Source organism: Emticicia sp. W12TSBA100-4, assembly GCF_040253585.1.
Lineage (GTDB): Bacteria > Bacteroidota > Bacteroidia > Cytophagales > Spirosomataceae > Emticicia.
Window position 1 is genome coordinate 350,999 of record NZ_JBELAU010000002.1, and the last position, 18,839, is coordinate 369,837.

General features: G+C 38.1%; 15 protein-coding genes. 10 read left to right on the top strand and 5 right to left on the bottom strand.

Annotation, left to right across the window (positions count from 1 at the left end):
• Window positions 1-27: 27 nt before the first annotated feature.
• Window positions 28-453, bottom strand: a complete 426-nt coding sequence (locus tag ABR854_RS03760; RefSeq protein WP_350264013.1) for a DUF1573 domain-containing protein — start codon at window positions 451-453, stop codon at window positions 28-30.
• A 275-nt stretch (window positions 454-728) separates the two neighbouring features.
• Here ABR854_RS03760 and ABR854_RS03765 point away from each other — a divergent pair, with 275 nt between their 5' ends.
• Window positions 729-3,143 (top strand): alpha-ketoacid dehydrogenase subunit alpha/beta, encoded by a 2,415-nt coding sequence (locus ABR854_RS03765; protein WP_350264014.1) that lies wholly within the window; start codon window positions 729-731, stop codon window positions 3,141-3,143.
• Between the two features lie 58 nt (window positions 3,144-3,201).
• On the top strand, window positions 3,202-3,846 hold the full coding sequence (locus ABR854_RS03770) for a Crp/Fnr family transcriptional regulator (RefSeq protein WP_350264015.1): 645 nt from the start codon (window positions 3,202-3,204) through the stop codon (window positions 3,844-3,846).
• 643 nt (window positions 3,847-4,489) lie between these two features.
• Here the strand turns inward: ABR854_RS03770 and ABR854_RS03775 are convergent.
• A complete protein-coding gene (locus ABR854_RS03775) occupies window positions 4,490-5,275 on the bottom strand; it encodes a response regulator transcription factor (protein WP_350264016.1) in 786 nt (261 codons plus the stop codon).
• Window positions 5,276-5,538: 263 nt separating this feature from the next.
• Here ABR854_RS03775 and ABR854_RS03780 point away from each other — a divergent pair, with 263 nt between their 5' ends.
• From ABR854_RS03780 to ABR854_RS03795, 4 genes are all read left to right on the top strand, one after another.
• Entirely contained in the window at window positions 5,539-7,209 is a 1,671-nt protein-coding gene (locus ABR854_RS03780) for an ArnT family glycosyltransferase (RefSeq protein ID WP_350264017.1), read from the top strand.
• 52 nt (window positions 7,210-7,261) lie between these two features.
• Window positions 7,262-8,041 carry a type III pantothenate kinase gene (locus ABR854_RS03785; RefSeq protein ID WP_350264018.1) on the top strand — a complete coding sequence of 260 codons (780 nt, stop codon included), beginning with the start codon at window positions 7,262-7,264 and terminating at the stop codon, window positions 8,039-8,041.
• Between the two features lie 91 nt (window positions 8,042-8,132).
• Complete coding sequence (gene nadC / locus ABR854_RS03790) at window positions 8,133-8,984, top strand: carboxylating nicotinate-nucleotide diphosphorylase (RefSeq protein WP_350264019.1); 852 nt, start codon at window positions 8,133-8,135, stop codon at window positions 8,982-8,984.
• 102 nt (window positions 8,985-9,086) lie between these two features.
• Entirely contained in the window at window positions 9,087-10,706 is a 1,620-nt protein-coding gene (locus ABR854_RS03795) for a serine hydrolase domain-containing protein (RefSeq protein WP_350264020.1), read from the top strand.
• 70 nt (window positions 10,707-10,776) lie between these two features.
• Here the strand turns inward: ABR854_RS03795 and ABR854_RS03800 are convergent, their stop codons facing one another.
• A complete protein-coding gene (locus tag ABR854_RS03800; RefSeq protein WP_350264021.1) occupies window positions 10,777-12,357 on the bottom strand; it encodes a S8 family peptidase in 1,581 nt (526 codons plus the stop codon).
• Window positions 12,358-12,505: 148 nt separating this feature from the next.
• Window positions 12,506-13,705 carry a trans-sulfuration enzyme family protein gene (locus tag ABR854_RS03805; protein WP_350264022.1) on the bottom strand — a complete coding sequence of 400 codons (1,200 nt, stop codon included), beginning with the start codon at window positions 13,703-13,705 and terminating at the stop codon, window positions 12,506-12,508.
• A 113-nt stretch (window positions 13,706-13,818) separates the two neighbouring features.
• Here ABR854_RS03805 and argB point away from each other — a divergent pair, with 113 nt between their 5' ends.
• From argB to ABR854_RS03820, 3 genes are all read left to right on the top strand, one after another.
• Complete coding sequence (argB, locus tag ABR854_RS03810) at window positions 13,819-14,634, top strand: acetylglutamate kinase (RefSeq protein WP_350264023.1); 816 nt, start codon at window positions 13,819-13,821, stop codon at window positions 14,632-14,634.
• A 114-nt stretch (window positions 14,635-14,748) separates the two neighbouring features.
• Window positions 14,749-15,828, top strand: coding sequence for a M20 family metallo-hydrolase (locus ABR854_RS03815; protein ID WP_350264024.1), 1,080 nt, complete (start codon window positions 14,749-14,751; stop codon window positions 15,826-15,828).
• Window positions 15,829-15,943: 115 nt separating this feature from the next.
• Window positions 15,944-16,387, top strand: a complete 444-nt coding sequence (locus ABR854_RS03820) for a DMT family transporter (RefSeq protein WP_350264025.1) — start codon at window positions 15,944-15,946, stop codon at window positions 16,385-16,387.
• Here the strand turns inward: ABR854_RS03820 and ABR854_RS03825 are convergent.
• Window positions 16,370-17,671: a 3-deoxy-D-manno-octulosonic acid transferase gene (locus ABR854_RS03825; protein ID WP_350264026.1), complete on the bottom strand. Its 1,302-nt coding sequence runs from the start codon at window positions 17,669-17,671 to the stop codon at window positions 16,370-16,372. The genes ABR854_RS03820 and ABR854_RS03825 overlap by 18 nt on opposite strands.
• A 310-nt stretch (window positions 17,672-17,981) precedes the next feature.
• On the opposite strand from ABR854_RS03825, the gene ABR854_RS03830 reads away from it, so the two are divergent.
• Complete coding sequence (locus ABR854_RS03830) at window positions 17,982-18,719, top strand: hypothetical protein (protein ID WP_350264027.1); 738 nt, start codon at window positions 17,982-17,984, stop codon at window positions 18,717-18,719.
• Window positions 18,720-18,839: the final 120 nt, after the last annotated feature.

Sequence of the window (18,839 nt, forward strand, 5' to 3'; positions counted from 1 at the left end):
CTTGTATAAAAACTAATCTTTCTCAGATTATGATTTTTTCTTAGCATTTGGTGCTGACGCAGGAGCTGCTGCTGGTGCAGGAGCTGAAGTTACTTCACCTTTGATAGTTAAGATTACCGATGAGTTTTCAGCATTGCTTGATACCGTGATAGTTTTTGTAAATGCACCTGGACGACCAGAAGTGTTATATCCAACTTTGATAATACTTTTACCACCTGGCATAATTGGGTCTTTTGAATATTCTGGAGTTGTACATCCGCAAGACGCTTGTGCATTTGAGATAACAACTGGAGCTGTACCAGTGTTTGTTACTTCAAAATTGTAAGTTGCCAATGGACCTTCCGATAATTTACCGAAATCATGTACTTCTTTGTTGAATTTTAACACTCCTTGAGCGTTAGATGCTGCTACGAAAGCAAATACTACTGCAATTGTTAGAAATAATTTTTTCATTGAATTAATTGATTTTAAGATTTAAAATAAGATTTTTGTTATTAGCAAAGCATATTGTTAATACAAATAAACATCATTATAGATATATATGCCAAATTTTTAACAAGTCATTAACAAAATCGTGCCACTTTTCAATTTTTTGAAAAATGAAATATTTTTTTCTAACTTTACGTTGAAATTAGTTGTTATACTAACTATTTTCAATATTCTTAAAAACTCGACCTATAAATTGGTCTCTTTAGCCAGTAGCGTTTATTCGCTCTACATTTCATCTTATGACTGACCTACTTGCCTCAATTTCTTCGACCGATGTTCTTTTAAGCAAAGAAGAAGTACTCAACGATTATCGAGTGGCTTGCGAAAGCCGAGAAGTAAGCTATATCGGCCGACAGGATGTTTTTAGAGGCAGAGCAAAATTTGGAGTTTTTGGTGACGGAAAAGAGCTGGCCCAAGTAGCGATGTCGAAAGTTTTTCGAAAAGGTGATTTTCGCTCAGGTTATTACCGTGACCAGACTTTCTTGGCAGCTGTTGGTGGACTCACTTGGCAACAATTTTTTGCACAATTATACGCACACACTGATGTTGCTCATGACCCATTTACGGGTGGACGCTCAATGAATGCCCACTACGGAAACCGTTTGGTGGATGATAAAGGCGAGTGGCTCGACCAAACCGAAATGTACAATACCATTTGTGATGTTTCTTCAACAGCAGGGCAAATGCCCCGTGCGATAGGTTTAGCTTATGCTTCAAAATTATTCAGAGAAAACCCTGATTTACAGCACCTTACAAAATTCTCAAAACATGGAAATGAAGTATGTTTTGCCACAATCGGCGATGCTTCTACATCACAAGGAATGTTTTTTGAAGCTATAAATGCAGCAGGCGTTTTACAAATCCCAATCATATTTTCGGTTTGGGATGATGGCTACGGAATATCTGTGCCTATCAAGTATCAAACCACTAAATCAAGTATTTCGGAAGCTTTGGCTGGTTTTCAACGCAGAGAAGACTCCAACGGACTCGAAATCATTGTGGCTCGTGCTTGGAACTATGTCGAGCTAATCGAAGCGTATCAACGTGCAGCTCTTTATGCCCGTGACCAACACGTGCCTGTGCTGGTACACGTTATTGAAGTAACGCAACCACAGGGACACTCAACTTCTGGTTCGCACGAACGCTATAAATCAAAAGAAAGATTACAGTTTGAGCATGAATTTGATTGTAACATACATTTCAAAAAATGGATTCTTGAAAATGGCTATGCCACACAAGACGAACTCAACGAGATAGAAATACAAGCAAAAGAAGTTGCCAAGAAATCACGCAATTCAGCTTGGGCAGCTTTCCGTGATTCACTGAAACCTGAATATGATTCGGCAACAGCTCTTTTAAAAAAGCTTTCGGCAGAAAATAAAAGTACAAAAGCAATTGCAGCAATTAGAGAATCGCTCGAAAAAACAGATAATCCAGTCAGGCGTGATGTAATTTCGGCCGTAAAAAAAGCCATTAGAGCCGTGCGTTTTGAAGATACAGCCACCAAAAAGGAATTGATAAAGTGGCTTGAAGATGTCGCTCCTGAAAACTACAAACGATTTAATTCTCATTTATTGAGTGAATATCCAACTTCACCAATGAATGTAAAGGGAATCGCTCCTACTTATAACGATGATAGTCCAACAGTTGATGGCCGTGAAATAATTAATACCTTTTTTGATAATTTGCTCGAAACCGACCCACGAGTTTTTGCTTTGGGCGAAGATGTCGGCAAAATTGGTGATGTAAATCAAGGTTTTGCGGGTTTACAAGAAAAACACGGTGAGTTGCGAGTAACTGATACGGGTATCAGAGAAACAACCATTATCGGACAAGGAATTGGTGCTGCCATGCGTGGACTTCGCCCAATCGTTGAAATACAATATTTCGATTATATTTATTATGCTCTTGCTACTCTTACAGATGACCTCGCTTCGCTTCGTTATCGAACCGTAGGCCAACAAGCTGCCCCATTAATTGTGCGTACTCGTGGGCACCGTTTAGAGGGAATTTGGCACTCAGGCTCTCCGATGTCGGCCATGCTGGGAGCGTTGCGTGGTATGCACGTTTTGGTTCCACGCAATTTCGTACAAGCAGCGGGTTTCTACAATACAATTTTAAAAGGCGATGACCCCGCTCTAATTATAGAGTGCTTAAACGGCTACCGAATCAAAGAAAAATTACCAACTAACCTTACAGACGTTTGCGTGCCGTTGGGCGTACCAGAAACCCTTAAAGAAGGCACAGACCTCACGATTGTGACCTACGGCTCAATGTGCAGAATTGTGATGGAAGCAGCAGCTCAATTGGAAGAAATTGGGATTAGTGCCGAAATCATTGATGTACAGTCGTTATTACCATTTGATATTAATCATCAAATTGTAGAGTCAATCAAGAAAACTAATCGAGTTATTTTTGCTGATGAAGATGTGCCAGGTGGAGCATCAGCTTATATGATGCAAGAAGTGATTGACAAACAAAATGCTTATCGCTGGTTAGATGCAGCACCAAAAGCCATTGCAGCACAAGCACACCGCCCTGCGTATGCCTCCGACGGTGATTATTTCTCGAAACCAAACGCCGAAACTGTCTTCGATGCAGCCTACGAAATAATGCACGAAGCCAAGCCTGCTTTATTTCCGAAATTATATTAATATCTTTTTAAAAGATAATAATAGCCCCATAAGTTCAAGGTAAATTTATTTTGAACTTATGGGGCTAATGTGTTTCTTTGCACCTCTTACAACCTATGAAGGAGATAGAACAACTATGCTGAGTTTTGACCATCCTATGCTGTTAGGTTTACAGCAATTTACTGCATTTTCAGAAACCGACTTATATATATTAAGTCAATATTTCAAACCTATTTCTTACGAAAAAGATACTATCATCTTAAATATTGGTGAGATAAATGATAAACTTTACTTTGTAGAAGAAGGTGTTTTACAAGAGTTTTCATATCAAGAAGATGACCAAACCAATACTCACTGGCTGATGCCAGAAGGTAGTTTTGTTTATTCAACAGTCAGTTTCATCAACGAAGTCCCTACCGAAATGGGCATAAAAGCCATTGAGAAAGTAAAGCTTCTTTATATAACAAAGCCCGATTTGCAAACTATCTATGAGAAAGTACCGCAAATGGAGCGTGTGGGCAGGCTTGTAACTGAACAAACCTTAACTGAATATGAAAAATTTTTACTTTTGATTAGATACCGTAGTTCAGAAGAAAAGCTGGCTTGGTTTGAAGAAACTTTCCCTACTTTAGTTAATCGGGTTCCTCAAAAGTATATTGCATCTTACCTCAATATTAGGCCAGAAACTCTAAGTCGAGTTCGTTCAAAACGAGCTGAACGATAGGCTTAAAAATATATCCATTTGCATTTATTGACATAGATCAATTTTTATTTCCAAAAACTCTCACCAATTTTGCAGAGCTACAAACCCACACAAAATACTATTTCCGCCATCAAGCCATAAAGGTTTGGTGGCTTTCATTTATAGATAGAGCTATTGTAAGATTAACAATTGCAGATATTTGAACGGTGCGTCTTTGCGATGTAAGTTTTCAAAATACAACAACCATTATTCTTAAATCTATTAATCTACAATATAACATTCTGATCAAACTTTTCTTTGTTAGCAGCAGGTCTTAATAAAATACAAAAGACGCAAATCGTAAAATCAATGCGTCTTTTAAAGATATATATATTGATAGTCGTTAGAAAAGGCAAAGGGGGCATAAAATGTCCCCCGATGAACCCAAAACAACTTTTGCTGTGACTAAAAAAGTGAATTTCTTAGTTTAGTGTGCGATTTCTCCAAAATTTATGGTTATGACAATAGTCAATATGACTATACTTTTTATAACACTATCCAACACACTAATAATCAGGCACTTACAATTGACTTTATTTGCAAAAAAATGCAAACTTTATTCACTTTTAATTTCTTGGTATCAATAAATCTAATTTTATCTATTCAGAATCCTACTTATCTATCTTCAAATAATTCCGACCATACGGCATAATTGTATCAATGCAGTTGTGTCTCGCATACCTGTACGAGCGAGTGTATTTCGGCGGTGATTATCAACCGTATTCGGACTGATTTTCATCTGACGAGCAATTTCTTTTGTATCTAAGCCCTGTGAAATATGTTGCAATACTTCCCTTTCTCTTTCTGAGACTATATCGTTATCAATCGTACGTTCTTCGTTTGAATAATAAACAAAGGTTTTCTTATTTTCTTCACCAAACACTCCTCTAACACAATAATCATCGCCTTTTACAAGATGGGTAATTTCCTGAATTGACATCATTATCAAAGTAGGGTTTTTCTGAGTGTTAAATTCTATAGGAATTATATTTAGATACCACCTCATACTACGACCATCTTTATGAAATAACTTCATTCCCCAAGCACTGATGAACTGTCGAGATTTGTATTCAATTGGAAGGTTTTTCTCGATGTTTAAAATCCATGTCACAAAAGTACTCATAAATGATCGATGTTCAATGGCAAATAACATCATGAATTTTGAAAGAATATTATCTCCAAATTCGACAGAGCTAAACCCCGTATATTTCTGAACACTACCACTTACTTGAACTACTCTGAGTTGTTTTACGTCAATTAGAAAAGTGAGGTTTCCTTGTTGATTATTTAGCAAGTTGATAAGTCCTGATTTTTCAAGATACTTTTTATCATCTATCTTTACATCATCAGGATAAAACCGCTCCAGTGTTTCGTAGAGTTTTCTTAGAATATTTTCTATTTCTCTATGCACTCTCGAATATTTAATTTCTTATAAAACTAAAATTTAACACAAATTACGATAAATTATTTAATTTCTTTTGTATTCAATGATTTATTTTTTAGAAAGAAGAAAATCTTTGAATCTTTAACTTTTAACAACAAAACAACGCAACAGCTATACGTCCTTTTCACCTATGTATTATTAAGATACGTTTATTTTGATAAAAAAGCTTTGCCTAATATCTATTTTTCAGAATAGTTGGCACATAATCAGTAAAACATTTAAAACAAATAATGACTAAAATATCGCCCAAACTTTTTTACATCATAGTTTTAGGAATCTGTTTTTATTTCCCATTTCTTGGAGGTGTTCATCTTTTTGACTGGGATGAAATAAACTTTGCCGAATCAGCCCGTGAAATGATTCTTACTGGTAATTACAGTCGTGTACAAATTGACTTTAAACCCTTCTGGGAAAAACCTCCACTTTTCTTTTGGATGCAGGCAGCAGCAATGCATCTTTTCGGCATCAATGAGTTTGCAGCTCGTTTTCCGAATGCTTGTATTGGCGTCCTTACTTTGTTGACGTTGTTTTTAATTGGTAAAAAACTCAGAGATAATACATTCGGGTTTATCTGGGCTTTGATGTACTTAGGGGCATTTACGCCGCACCTTTACTTCAAATCGGGTATCATTGACCCTACCTTTAATCTGTTTATTTTCTTAGGCATTTACTTCTTTTTTAGAGCAAAAATTGAGCCAAAGAAATCTATGCCAAATACGCTCTTGGCTGGAGTATTTATTGGACTGGCAATTCTTACAAAAGGACCCGTTGGAGGGCTTATTTGGGGTTTAACGGTGTTTTTTTACCTTGTCGCTACTAAATTCAAGCAATCCATAAAATGGAAAGAAATTCTTGTTTTTGGAATAAGTTGTGTGCTTGTAGCATCTATTTGGTTTGCCAATGAGTTAGTCAATAATGGCTTTTGGTTTATCAACGAATTTATTACTTATCAAATCCGACTTTTTAGTACGCCCGATGCGGGGCATGGACAGCCATTCTATTATCATTTTGTGGTTGTACTAATTGGCTGCTTCCCGATTTCAATTTTTGCGATTCGAGCTTTTACTTATAATCATGCAAAAATTGATAATGCCTTGACCGAACTAAGCACTTTTGTGCCGTGGATGAAAACTACTTTTTGGGTGGTTATGATTTTGTTTAGCATTGTCACGACCAAGATCGTACATTATTCATCAATGGCTTACTTTCCTGTGTCGTTTTTAGCAGCTAAATTTTTGTATGATTGGCTCAATGAGAGAGTTACTTGGAATAAATGGGTGAGTTTTGGTATCCTTTCAATTGGTTTTATTTTGTCTTTAGTTTTAGCGGCTGTACCTTTTGTGGGTATGCACACACAAGAGATTATTCCATATATCAAAGACCCTTTTGCCGTAAAAAACCTCGAAGCGGTGGTTGACTGGCACACTTACGAAATGTTTATCGGCATTGTCTATTTTGCAATCATTGTGTTTGCGGTTGTTTTTCTACGAAAACAAAGCAAAAAAGCATTTATTTATACACTTTCGTTGGCTACGGCGGTTTGTTTATTCTTATTCGGAGCAATTGTAGTACCAAAAATAGAACGTTATACACAAGGTGCGGCTATTGATTTCTACGAGTCGAAACGTGGGCAAGATGTGTATATCCATGTGTTGGGCTTTAAAAGTTATGCTCATTTATTTTATTTTCAGAAACCCGTTTCAAAGGTTTCGGCCGAGAAAGGCGAGGCTTACGAAGATTGGCTTTTGAACAGAAACGTTGACAAGCCTGTGTTTTTTGTAACAAAATTTGACCGATACGAAGAATACCGAAATCACCCAAATTTAGAGCTGATTAAAGAAGAAAATGGATTTGTTTTCTTGAAGCGTCGCAGTGATTCTAAAAACTTGTTTTTGAAATAAAATTTGAAAAATTAAGAAGATTTAGCAAACTTTGACCATAAAAAAACTAACATTGACAAAAAACGCAGCACACTTACTGGTCATTGACGTTGGCAATACTGATGCCACTTTCGGAATTTTCGAGGGCGAAAATCTTTTGCATAACTTTAGAATAAAATCGCTTAAAGACGAAAACTACGTTTATTTTGAATATCGTTTTCGTCAATATTTTCTCGAAAACAACCTTCGCTTTGCCGATGTTACTAAAATTGTATTGAGTAGTGTTGTGCCTCCGCTTACACCCGTTTTTAAGTCGTTGATTCAAAATATGTTTGGTTTAGAGCCAATCATAGTCAACGCTCATATTTTCCCAACTTTGACAGTTTCGATAGATAATCCTGATGAAATCGGTAGCGATTTAGTGGCAAATGCCGTTGCTGCCTATACGAAATATGGAAGAAACTGCGTAGTTGTTGATTTTGGGACGGCACTCACTTTTACAGTCGTTTCGGCCGAAGGAAAAGTACTTGGTGTTTCGATTGCTCCAGGTTTACGTACAGCCGTAAAGGCTTTGTTTTCAAATACAGCTCAATTGCCCGAAGTTCCGCTCGAATTACCGACTTCTGTGCTTGGAAAAAACTCGGTTCACGCCATTCAGTCAGGCATTTTGTGGGGTTATGAAGGTTTGGTTAAAAACATGATTCATAAAGTAAGAGTCGAACTCGGTGGCGATTGTATTGCGATCGCTACAGGCGGGCTCTCTTCGATTATTTCGACACTGAAAGATGAATTTGTTGAAGTAAATCGAGAATTAACTTTGGAAGGTTTGAGAATAATTGGAGAAAGCAGATAATCTGCCATTCAAAATCAAATAAATTCGTAGGAACATCCAAATAGGACATTCCTCTCAATAATATTCCACAAAATTTATCAGATTGAAAAAAATGAAATTAGATAAAAGAGCAATCACTAAATTTATAAAAGCAGCCCTTGCCGAAGACGTTGGCGACGGCGACCACACTTCGCTTTCAACTGTCCCAGCCGATGCCGTGGGAAAAGCTAAACTTTTGGTAAAAGATGAAGGAATTTTGGCAGGTGTAGAGTTGGCCAAAATGATTTTTAAGATTGTTGATAAAGACCTAAAAGTGCAAGTGTTTATCAAAGATGGTAAGCCTATCAAATACGGTGATATTGCGTTTTATGTAGAAGGCCGTGACCGCTCGATTCTAACTGCCGAACGCTTGGTACTGAATTGTATGCAACGCATGAGCGGAATTGCGACCACAACCAAACAAGTGGTAAAACTACTCGAAGGCACAAAAACGAAGGTTTTGGATACCCGTAAGACCACACCTTGTTTCAGAATGATTGAAAAATGGGGCGTACAAATTGGTGGGGGTGTCAATCATCGTTTTGGGCTTTTTGATATGATTTTGATAAAAGATAACCACGTTGATTATGCAGGAGGTATCAAAAATGCTCTCAATGCAGCCCACGAATACCTAAAATCTACTGGAAAAGATTTACCGATTGAAATTGAAGTGCGTAACCTTACCGAACTCCAAGAGGCTCTCGAAATTGGCGGAGTCGTGCGTATCATGCTCGATAATTTTAGTTACGAAAACATCCGTGAGGCCATCAAAATTGTTGATGGTCGTTTTCCGCTCGAAGCATCGGGCAATATTTCGCCTAAAAATGTACGAGAATACGCCGACTGTGGTGTAGATTATGTGTCGATGGGCTATCTGACACACTCAGCCAAAAGTTTAGATTTGAGCTTGAAAGCCGTAAAATAGTTTTTTCAGTCGATTGTCCATAGTCAATGGACGATAGTTTTTTCTTAAAAGTCGATAGATTTAGCTTCTTATTCTTTTTATAGAGAAAAAAAAGTTAGATTTATGAAAAATCTATCGTCTGTGGACTATTGTCTATCGACTAAAACACTATTCAATCTTTCTCTAAAAATGACAACTACTCGCCGAGATTTTATTAAAACCACGGGGCTTGGCTCTATTGGTTTAAGTATTTTACCTTCATTTTATTCTTTCGCCGAAACCCCGCAAGGCTTACCACGAAAAAGCCCCGAATCTCAAGGAATCTCTTCTGAAGGTATCCGTAATTTCTTGAAGGCCATTAAAGAATCTGGCCTCGAATGGCACAGTTTTATGCTGCTCAGACACGGAAATGTTGTGGCCGAAGGTTGGTGGAAACCTTTTGCTGCCGAAAATAAGCATACGCTTTATTCGCTCTCAAAAAGTTTTACGAGTACAGCTATTGGCTTTCTGGTGAATGAAGGTAAAATTTCAGTCGAAGACCAAGTAATCAAATTTTTTCCTGACGAAACACCAACATCGCCCAGTGAAAATTTGAAGGCCATGAAAATCAAGCATTTGCTAACGATGAACACAGGACATCACACCGATTCAATGCCTGATATTCGTGCAAAGCCTGAGCAAAGTTGGGTAAAATCATTTCTCGAAAAACCAGTCGAACACGAGCCAAGCACTTTTTTTATGTATAATACGGGTGCAACCTATATGCTCGGTGCGGTACTTCATAAAGTAACAGGACAAACTCTTGAAGAATACTTACAACCTCGTTTGTTTGCTCCACTGAATATTGTGGGCTACGATTGGGAGAAATCACCTCAGGGATTGAATACCGCAGGCTATGGCTTACGAGTAAGCACCGAAGACATTGCCAAATTTGGTCAGTTTTATCTACAAAAAGGCAAATGGAAAGGTAAGGAACTTTTGCCCGAGAGTTGGGTAGAAACAGCCACAAGCAAACAAACTACTTCACAGGCTGGAGATAATGATTGGTCGCAAGGTTACGGTTATCAGTTTTGGCGTTGCAAACCAGGTTTTTACCGTGGTGATGGTGCTTATGGACAATTTTGTATGGTAATGCCTGAGCAAGACGCAGTTTTGGTGATGACTTCAGAAAGTTGGAATTTACAAAAATCAATGGATACAGCCTACCAAACCATTTTACCCGCTATTAAAAATGCCTCTTTACCCGAAAATCCTGCTGAGTTAAGTGCATTGAAAAAAGAACTTAGCGAGCTTTCTTTGAGTGTTCCGAAAGGCACAACAAAATCTTCGATTATGTCGAAATACAGTGATAAAGTATTTAGTGTTGAAAAAAATGCTTTCGGTATCACACAAGTTGGCTTTGGCTTGTTTGATGATGCAGGAGTTTTACGAGTAAATCTTGGTCAAGGAATGGAAAAAATTGGTTTTGGCTGGGAAAAGTGGAGAGTAAATCCGAATAAAAGAAAAAATCCTTTTTCGACGAGTCCGATTGTGATTCCTTCACGAATTGCGAGTACCGCAACTTGGCTTAGCGATAATACCTTACAGATAAACTTCAAGTTTGTTGATCAAATTCATGGCGATAAACTTACTGTAGTTTTTGATGAAAATAAAGTTTCTATTTCATTTTTAGGTAGTGTTGCTGAAAACACCAAAAATAATCCTGAGAAGAGAGAAAAATTAGTCGGAACTTTAATGGTATAATTTATAAAACAAGAACGCTCTTTTGGTGTGCCAAAAGAGCGTTCTTACTATCTCCATCAACGGTGAACTATCACTTCATTTCCATAGCCATTTTCACGGCATTGTAAGCGTTTACTATTCCTCCCGTAACCGATAAATCTTCAAACTTCACAATTTCCTCCGAACCGGGCTTTTTTACTCTCAAATCTGGTTTTACCGTAGATTCCAAAATAATTTTCTTGATTTGAGCCGCCGTAAGATTCGGAAAATACGATTTTAATAAAGCAGCCACACCTGCTGTTGCTGGCGAAGCCATACTTGTTCCACCTTTTTCCTCATATTTCGAGCCAGGTACAGTTGAATAAATATCAACTCCTGGAGCAAAAACATCGACATTTTTCTTGCCATAATTACTAAAAGTTGCTACGGCATCTGCACCAGCTTTCCAAGATAATGCACCTACTGAAATCCAGTTTTCAGCTACACTTCCATTTTCATAAGTATCATTCGGAAACTGAGGGTCAATATCCATATCTGAATTATCGTTTCCTGCCGCTGCAATCATCAAAACGCCTTTCGATTGTGCATATTTTACGGCATCATCTACCCATTTTTTCTCTGGCGAATATTTCTTACCAAAGCTCATATTGATGATTTCTGCACCATTATCGGTAGCATAGCGAATAGCATTTGCCACGTCTTTGTCTCGTTCGTCGCCATCAGGTACAGTACGCACAACCATTAGCTGAACGTCATTACACACGCCCATGATACCTAAGCTATTATTGCGGTTTGCCCCCACAATTCCCGCCACGTGCGAGCCGTGCATAGCATCTGGGCCTGTTACTTCATTATTACCATATTCTCCGTATTCAAGTTTTTTAGGGTTATCGCCTACTACTTTACGGGCATCAAAATCAAGGTTGTAGTTGTATTTCAATTCACTTTCAAAATGCTCAATAGCTTCTTTGAGGTCGGTGCCTGTGGCACCCAGCTCAATGAACTTTTCGAGTGTTTTCTTGGCGGCTCTCACCTTGCGATCAGCTTGGCTTTCATCAATTCCTTTGATAGCTGCTTGCGTAAGGTTTTCAACTTTTAGATAATCTTTCAGAATCTTCTCCGACTCTAAATAATTACTATACATTTGTTTATAAATAGGTGCATATTGCTCATTTTCGGCTTTTTTCTCGTCGTATTCTTTTTGTAAAGTTTGTAATAACTCGTAATCGGCTTTGTTTTTACGAATCAATTTCTTCGATGGCTTATCACCAAATTTACCTTTCAATTGCTTCAAAATTCTTGTCATTTCAAGTTGTTCGTGATGCACATCAGTACCATCTTTTCCACCCAAAAAATCCCACCCGTTAATGTCATCAATGAAGCCATTTTTATCGTCATCTTTGCCATTTCCAGCAATTTCTTTGGTATTTACCCAAAGTTTATCTTTCAAATCTTCGTGGTTTACATCAGTTCCACCATCAATAATTGCCACCACTACTGGCTTAGATTTTTTATCTTTCAGAAGCTCATTATAGGCACGCTCCACACTCATTCCACGAACACCGTCTTTCTCAAAATCAAGGTTAAACCAATTTAGTTTAGTTTTTAGTTCTTGGGCGTTTGTTTGAAGAAGAAACGAGGAAATTAAAATCGAAAAAAGGATTTTTTTCATTAGCATAAGTTTTGTTTTTGAGAAAAGTATGTTTCCAAAGCCTTTAACGTCTGAAAGAAGACGGGGTCGCCCAGACCATACAGGTTTAGTAAATTAACTGCGAATTAAACGAATAAGTTTGATATTTATTTAACCTCTAATTAGGTAATTATTGAAAGGCCTGCTCGAAATCAGCTATCAAATCATCAATATTTTCGATACCAACCGAAATACGCAATAAGTTTTCGGGACTGGTTGAATGAATCCCTTCCACCGAATAACGATGTTCGATTAAACTTTCTACCCCACCCAAACTCGTAGCGTGTTTGAATATTTTAAGTTTGGAAGCTAATTCCATCGCTTCTTTTTGCCCACCTTTCACCAAAATCGACATCATTCCACCAAACCCATTACGCATCTGCTTTTTAGCAACTTTATGATATTCATTAGATTTCAGTCCAGGGTAATTTACTTTTTCAATTTGTGGTTGGGCTTCTAAAAAAGTGGCCAATTTCATGGCATTTTGGGCATGAACAGGCATTCTAACGGCATAAGTAGATAAACTACGACTCAATAACCAACAATCAAATGGCGAAGGAACAGCTCCTCCAACGGTTTGGAAGGTGCGGATAGCCGCCCCTGATGGGGGAGCTACTAATTCTCTGTCATCAATCAAGCTCGACTTTGACGAGCTTAAAAAAGCACCCCCATCGGGGGCGGGGGGGGCTGGAGGTAAAATTACACACCCACCCAAAATATCAGAATGTCCACCAAAATATTTAGTAGTTGAGTGCATCACTAAATCAACGCCCAGCTCGAAAGGCCGAGTAAAAAATGGCGTTGCCCAAGTGTTATCGCAGGCTACCATGATATTTTTTGCTTTAGCTATTTTCACAACCGCCTGAATATCAGCAATTTTCAAACTCGGATTCGACGGTGTTTCTACCCAAATCAGTTTTGTGTTTTTCTTAATCGCTCGCTTGATTGCTCCTAAATCGGTCATATCAACGGCTGTGCAAGTCAGTCCGAAATTGGCGTAGAGATTATCAATGATAACTTTTGTATTATAATAAATATCATCGGGCAGTATGACGTGGCTATTTCCTCCCAACGAATGAAAAATGCTCATCGTAGCAGCTTGCCCCGATGCGAAAGCAATGGCTTCGCTTCCACCTTCGAGGGCAGCCAGTTTTTCTTCTAAGGCACGTCGGTTTGGATTCGAGGCACGGGTATAAATATCTCGACCTTCAACTATGCTTCCATCGGCGGCACGCTCGAAAGTTGTAGAGAGAATCAAAGGAGGAACAACTGCTCCCGTGGTTGGGTCGCCATGATTTCCTGCGTGAATCGCAAGAGTTTCGATTTTCATTTTGTAATTTTGTATTAGTAAAGTTTACAAATATAGATAAAAGCCTATAATTTTCAAGGAAGTCTTCGCTGGGCGACATTCGCTTTGAGCGAAGACTTCCTTAATCTGGATATATGAAATTAAACATCATCAAAATCGGAGGAAATGTAATTGATAATCCTCGCTCATGTAAACAATTTCTTGAAGATTTTGCCGCTCTCGAAGGTTCAAAAATTTTGATTCACGGTGGAGGAAAAGTGGCCACAAAAATTGCGGTAAAACTTGATGTAGAAACCAAAATGGTTGATGGCCGCAGAATTACCGATTTGCCAATGCTTGAAGTAGTAACGATGGTTTATGGAGGACTCGTGAATAAGCAAATTGTGGCACAATTGCAGGCACTCGGCTGTAATGCACTTGGTCTTACGGGAGCAGATGGTGGCGTAATTTTGGCAAAAAAACGTGCCGTAAAAGATATTGACTACGGCTATGTAGGCGATGTAGAAAAAGTTGACAGTAAACTGATAGACAACTTTTTACAAAATGAACTTACGCCTATCTTTGCTCCGCTGACGTTTGATAAAGAAGGAAATATGCTCAATACGAATGCCGATACACAGGCATCGTCGGTAGCAGTAGCGATGGCCGAGCAATATGAAGTAAATCTAATTTACTGTTTTGAGAAAAAAGGTGTACTTTCAAACCCAGATGATGATGATTCGGTAATTCCGCAACTCACGCCAAGCATCTATGCCGATTATAAGGCTTCAGGAGCAATCAATGCTGGTATGATTCCGAAACTTGACAATGCCTTTGCGGCACTTCAAAGAGGCGTTGCGAAAGTAACGATTTGCCATGCCGACGAACTAAAACAAGCAGTTGCCGAAGGCACACGAGGAACAGAGATAATAGCCCCACCCAACGGCAGCAGCCGACCGTCTCTCCAATAGGGAGGGCTTATAAATTATTGATGGTCAGCAATATAAGTCATAACTATTTTTAGCAATGTCGGAAGAGAAAAAATATTCACTCATTCGCTCATTCAATCATTCAACATTGTATTTATGCTTCAAAATTCAGAATTAGTACAGACACTTACCAAAGATGCTATTGAGCTTCTGAAAGATTTAATTCAGACCGAATCTTTCAGCAAACAAGAAGACGAAACGGCAGCGATTCTCGAAGAATTTTTCCGTGAAAGAAATATCCCATATCGCCGCAAAAAGAACAATATTTGGGCAAAAAACAAGCATTTTGATGCCTCAAAACCAACGGTTTTATTAAACTCTCACCACGATACAGTAAAACCCAATCCTTCGTGGACACTTAATCCATTGAATCCACTGGTGAAAGAAGGCAAACTCTACGGCCTCGGCAGTAATGATGCGGGGGGGTGTTTGGTTTCGTTGATTGCCACGTTTTGTTATTTCTATTATCGAGACGATTTGAAATACAATGTCGTAATGGCGGCAAGTGCCGAAGAAGAAATTTCGGGACGTGATGGACTCGAAATTTTAGTGCCTGATATGCCCGAAATCGAGTTTGCAATTGTGGGCGAACCAACCCAAATGCACTTAGCAGTTGCCGAAAAAGGCTTGTTGGTTTTGGATTGTATTGCTCACGGAAAATCGGGGCATGCTGCTCGTGACGAAGGTGAAAACGCCCTTTACAAAGCCGTGAAAGATATTGCTTGGTTTCAGAATTATAAATTCCCGAAAGTTTCTGAAAACCTTGGGCCAATCAAAATGAGCGTAACGATGATAAATGCTGGTTCGCAGCACAACGTTGTGCCTGATACTTGCAAGTTTACGGTCGATATTCGAGTAACAGAACAATATACTTTGGAAGAAATTACAGAAGTAGTGAAGAAAAACATCGAAAGTGAAGTTGTTCCTCGTTCGATTCGTTTGCGTCCGTCGAGTATTCCGAAGGAACATCCGATTGTGCAAGCTGGAATTTCGATGGGTAGAAACACTTACGGCTCACCAACGACTTCTGACCAAGCTTTACTTGATTGTCCATCTCTGAAAATGGGGCCTGGCGATTCGGCTCGCTCGCACACAGCCGACGAGTTTATTTATCTCGATGAAATTGAAGAAGGTATTAAGCTTTATATTACAATGCTTAGTAAAGTAATAATTTAAAATCAAGTGTGCAACACCTTGTTATCGCAAAAAACAGGTGTAGCACACTTATTTTTCCTATTATATAAGTACCACCACCTAAAGTAACTTTTAATTCCTACCAAAATCTACAGCTATGAGCATCATCTACTATATTCTTGCTTTTTTATGTGGAGTGACAAACAGCACGCAGTCGGGCGTGAATGCCGAGTTACGAAAATCTATCAATAATCCGATATATGCAGCTATCATCTCTTTCGCATCTGGTTTAGTTGCTTTGATTTTGATAACGCCTTTTTTCAAGGAATCTGTACCGACAATAGCAACCTTGAAATCCTTGGAATGGTGGAAGCTAACGGGTGGTGTATTGGGTGCTTTTTTTGTAACGACTGTTATTTTGAGCGTACAAAAAATCGGCTCGGCAAACATGATTTGCTTGATTGTGGCGGGGCAATTAATAACCGCTATGCTACTCGACCACTACGGACTTTTAGGCTTCAAATTGCACCAAATCAACGGCTGGCGAATTGCGGGTGGGTTGCTAATTGTGGTGGGTGTTTATCTAATCGTTAAGAATTGATGCTACAACCGACATCACTTTTTCGGTAGCACCGACATTCTGCAAAACATAATTCTGCGAAATTGTATCAGTTTCTTTCTTTTTGGCTTCATTTGAGCGTAAATCTTTTACTATTCCGCCCAAATCACTGGTTGAAGAAACGGCAAAAGCTCCACCAAGCCTAACCAAATCGACTGCCTCTTGAAATTTATGATAGGCTTTATTGCCAAAGAAAATCGGCATTCCGAAAGTAGCAGCTTCTAAGATATTGTGTAGTCCTTTACCAAACGAACCGCCAATAAATGCAAAATCAGCGTACTGATAAAGCGATGAAAGCATTCCGATATTATCAATGATAAGCACCTGATAATCAGTTAATTTCGTATCGGGTTTTACTTCCGAAAAACAAATACTTTTCAACTCAATTTGCTCTTGCCAAGCGTTTATTTCCTCTCGATGGATTTCGTGCGGGGCAATAACGAAGGCTATTTCTCGAACGTCGGTAAGCAGTTCCACTGTGGGCTTAACCTTGCCGACGTTGAATGAGTTCATCAACGGAATCAAAACTTCCATATCGGTTTGCCAAGCCGAACCCACCATAAATATTTGTCGATTTGCCTTGAATTGGGCAGCAATCGGAATATCTTTTTTTGCATCAACAATTTGTTTTACACGGTCGAAACGAGTATCACCTGCGAGCGTAATTGATTGAATATCAATACTTTTTAGCAAATCGAATGATTCTTGATTTTGAACTAAAATATGTTCAAATTTCTTTAGAACTTCTCTATAAAAACCACCATAAGACTTGAAAAACAACTGATTTGGTCGAAAAATAGTCGAAAACGACACTACTGGAATTTGTTTTTTTTCGAGTTCTATCAGATAATTTCTCCAAAATTCATACTTCACAAAAAAAGCAATCGAAGGCTTTACGATTTCTATAAACTTTCGGGCATTGGCAGCAGTGTCAGCTGGAAGATAAAATATGTAGTCGGCACCAGTATAGTTTTTCCTAATTTCATAACCCGATGGTGAAAAGAATGTCACCAAGATTTTATAGGCTGGGTATTTCGCTCGAAACGCTTCAATGACTGGTCTTCCCTGCTCAAATTCACCCAAAGAAGCACAATGAAACCATGCGAGCGGAGTAGAACCACGGTTGGTGAGCGAAGTCGAACTAAGCCTTTCAAAAATATTTTTTCTACCCTCAACCCAAAACTTTGCTTTTGAGTTAAACAGAGCTATGATGCTGATTATAAACGAATAAGCGTATATCGAAAAATTGTATAATAGATTGAGCATTGTCAGTAGAACAAGTATCTAACTTGTTCTGAATAGTAAAACATTGAAGAAATACTTTAAAAATCAGACGGCAGCGGCCGACCGTTGCCGACGCAGTCATTTTACGAAAGCAAAACTATAAAAAAACATTCGATTTCTGCCGAAAACGTATTTTTTGTTTTAAATTCTACCATATATTTTCACTGGTTTTAAAAATTCTAAAGCTAAGATAACCATTGATAATCAAATAGTTACCGATAAATAAAAATCATATTTTCGATTTTTATTCTCAAAAAACTTCGCTTAATTTCAACAAAAAACAAAAACAACCATGAAGAAAAACGATACTCCAAACATAATTGAAAACCTAATTCCTGATTTTACAAACACCAAAATCATCAGCTTAGAAAAACAAAGCACGCTGAGATGGCTGGTAGGATCGTTGGGTATGCTTTTACCAATATTGCTATGGTTAATATTATATTTCGGTAACAACCTACAAACACCATTAGACTCAATCAGCCATTATTTTTATACAAGAGCAAGCAGTATTTTTATAATCGTTGTAAGTTTACTGGCTATTTTTTTATTGGTTTATAAAGGATACGAAATGATAGATTTTATTCTTTCTACCATTGCGGGAATTTGTGCATTGCTACTTCTGTATTTTCCGACCGACAATATAACTTGTAAAACAGTACAGGAATGTGAGAGTATTCTCACTAAATTTCCTCTCGAAAACGAAAAATTTCGAAGCATTTTTCACTTCACAATGGCAGGAATGTTTCTGGGAAGTTTAGCCTTAATGTCGATATTTTTATTCACTAAAAAAGAAGGCGATAAAGATGGTTTTGTAATACCCGAATTGAAAGGAGAGAAAATCATTTTTGTTGTTTGTGGTATATTGATGCTTTTATCAATGTTGATGATTATAACCAACTGTTTTGGAGTTTTTACAGCCGATGAATTTAATGATAAAAACCTCACTTTTTGGTTTGAAGTTATTGCCTTAGAAGCCTTCGGTTTCTCGTGGTTTGTGAAAGGTGATGTTTTTGAGAAAAGTAAATAATTGGTTTTATCAGAATGCGTTTTTTGCATAAAGCATTGCCAATAAAGTACAAAAATTGATGAGTCCGAAGGAATTGGAGATTGAAAAGCTCAAAATACTTGGGTAGTTATTAAGTAACTA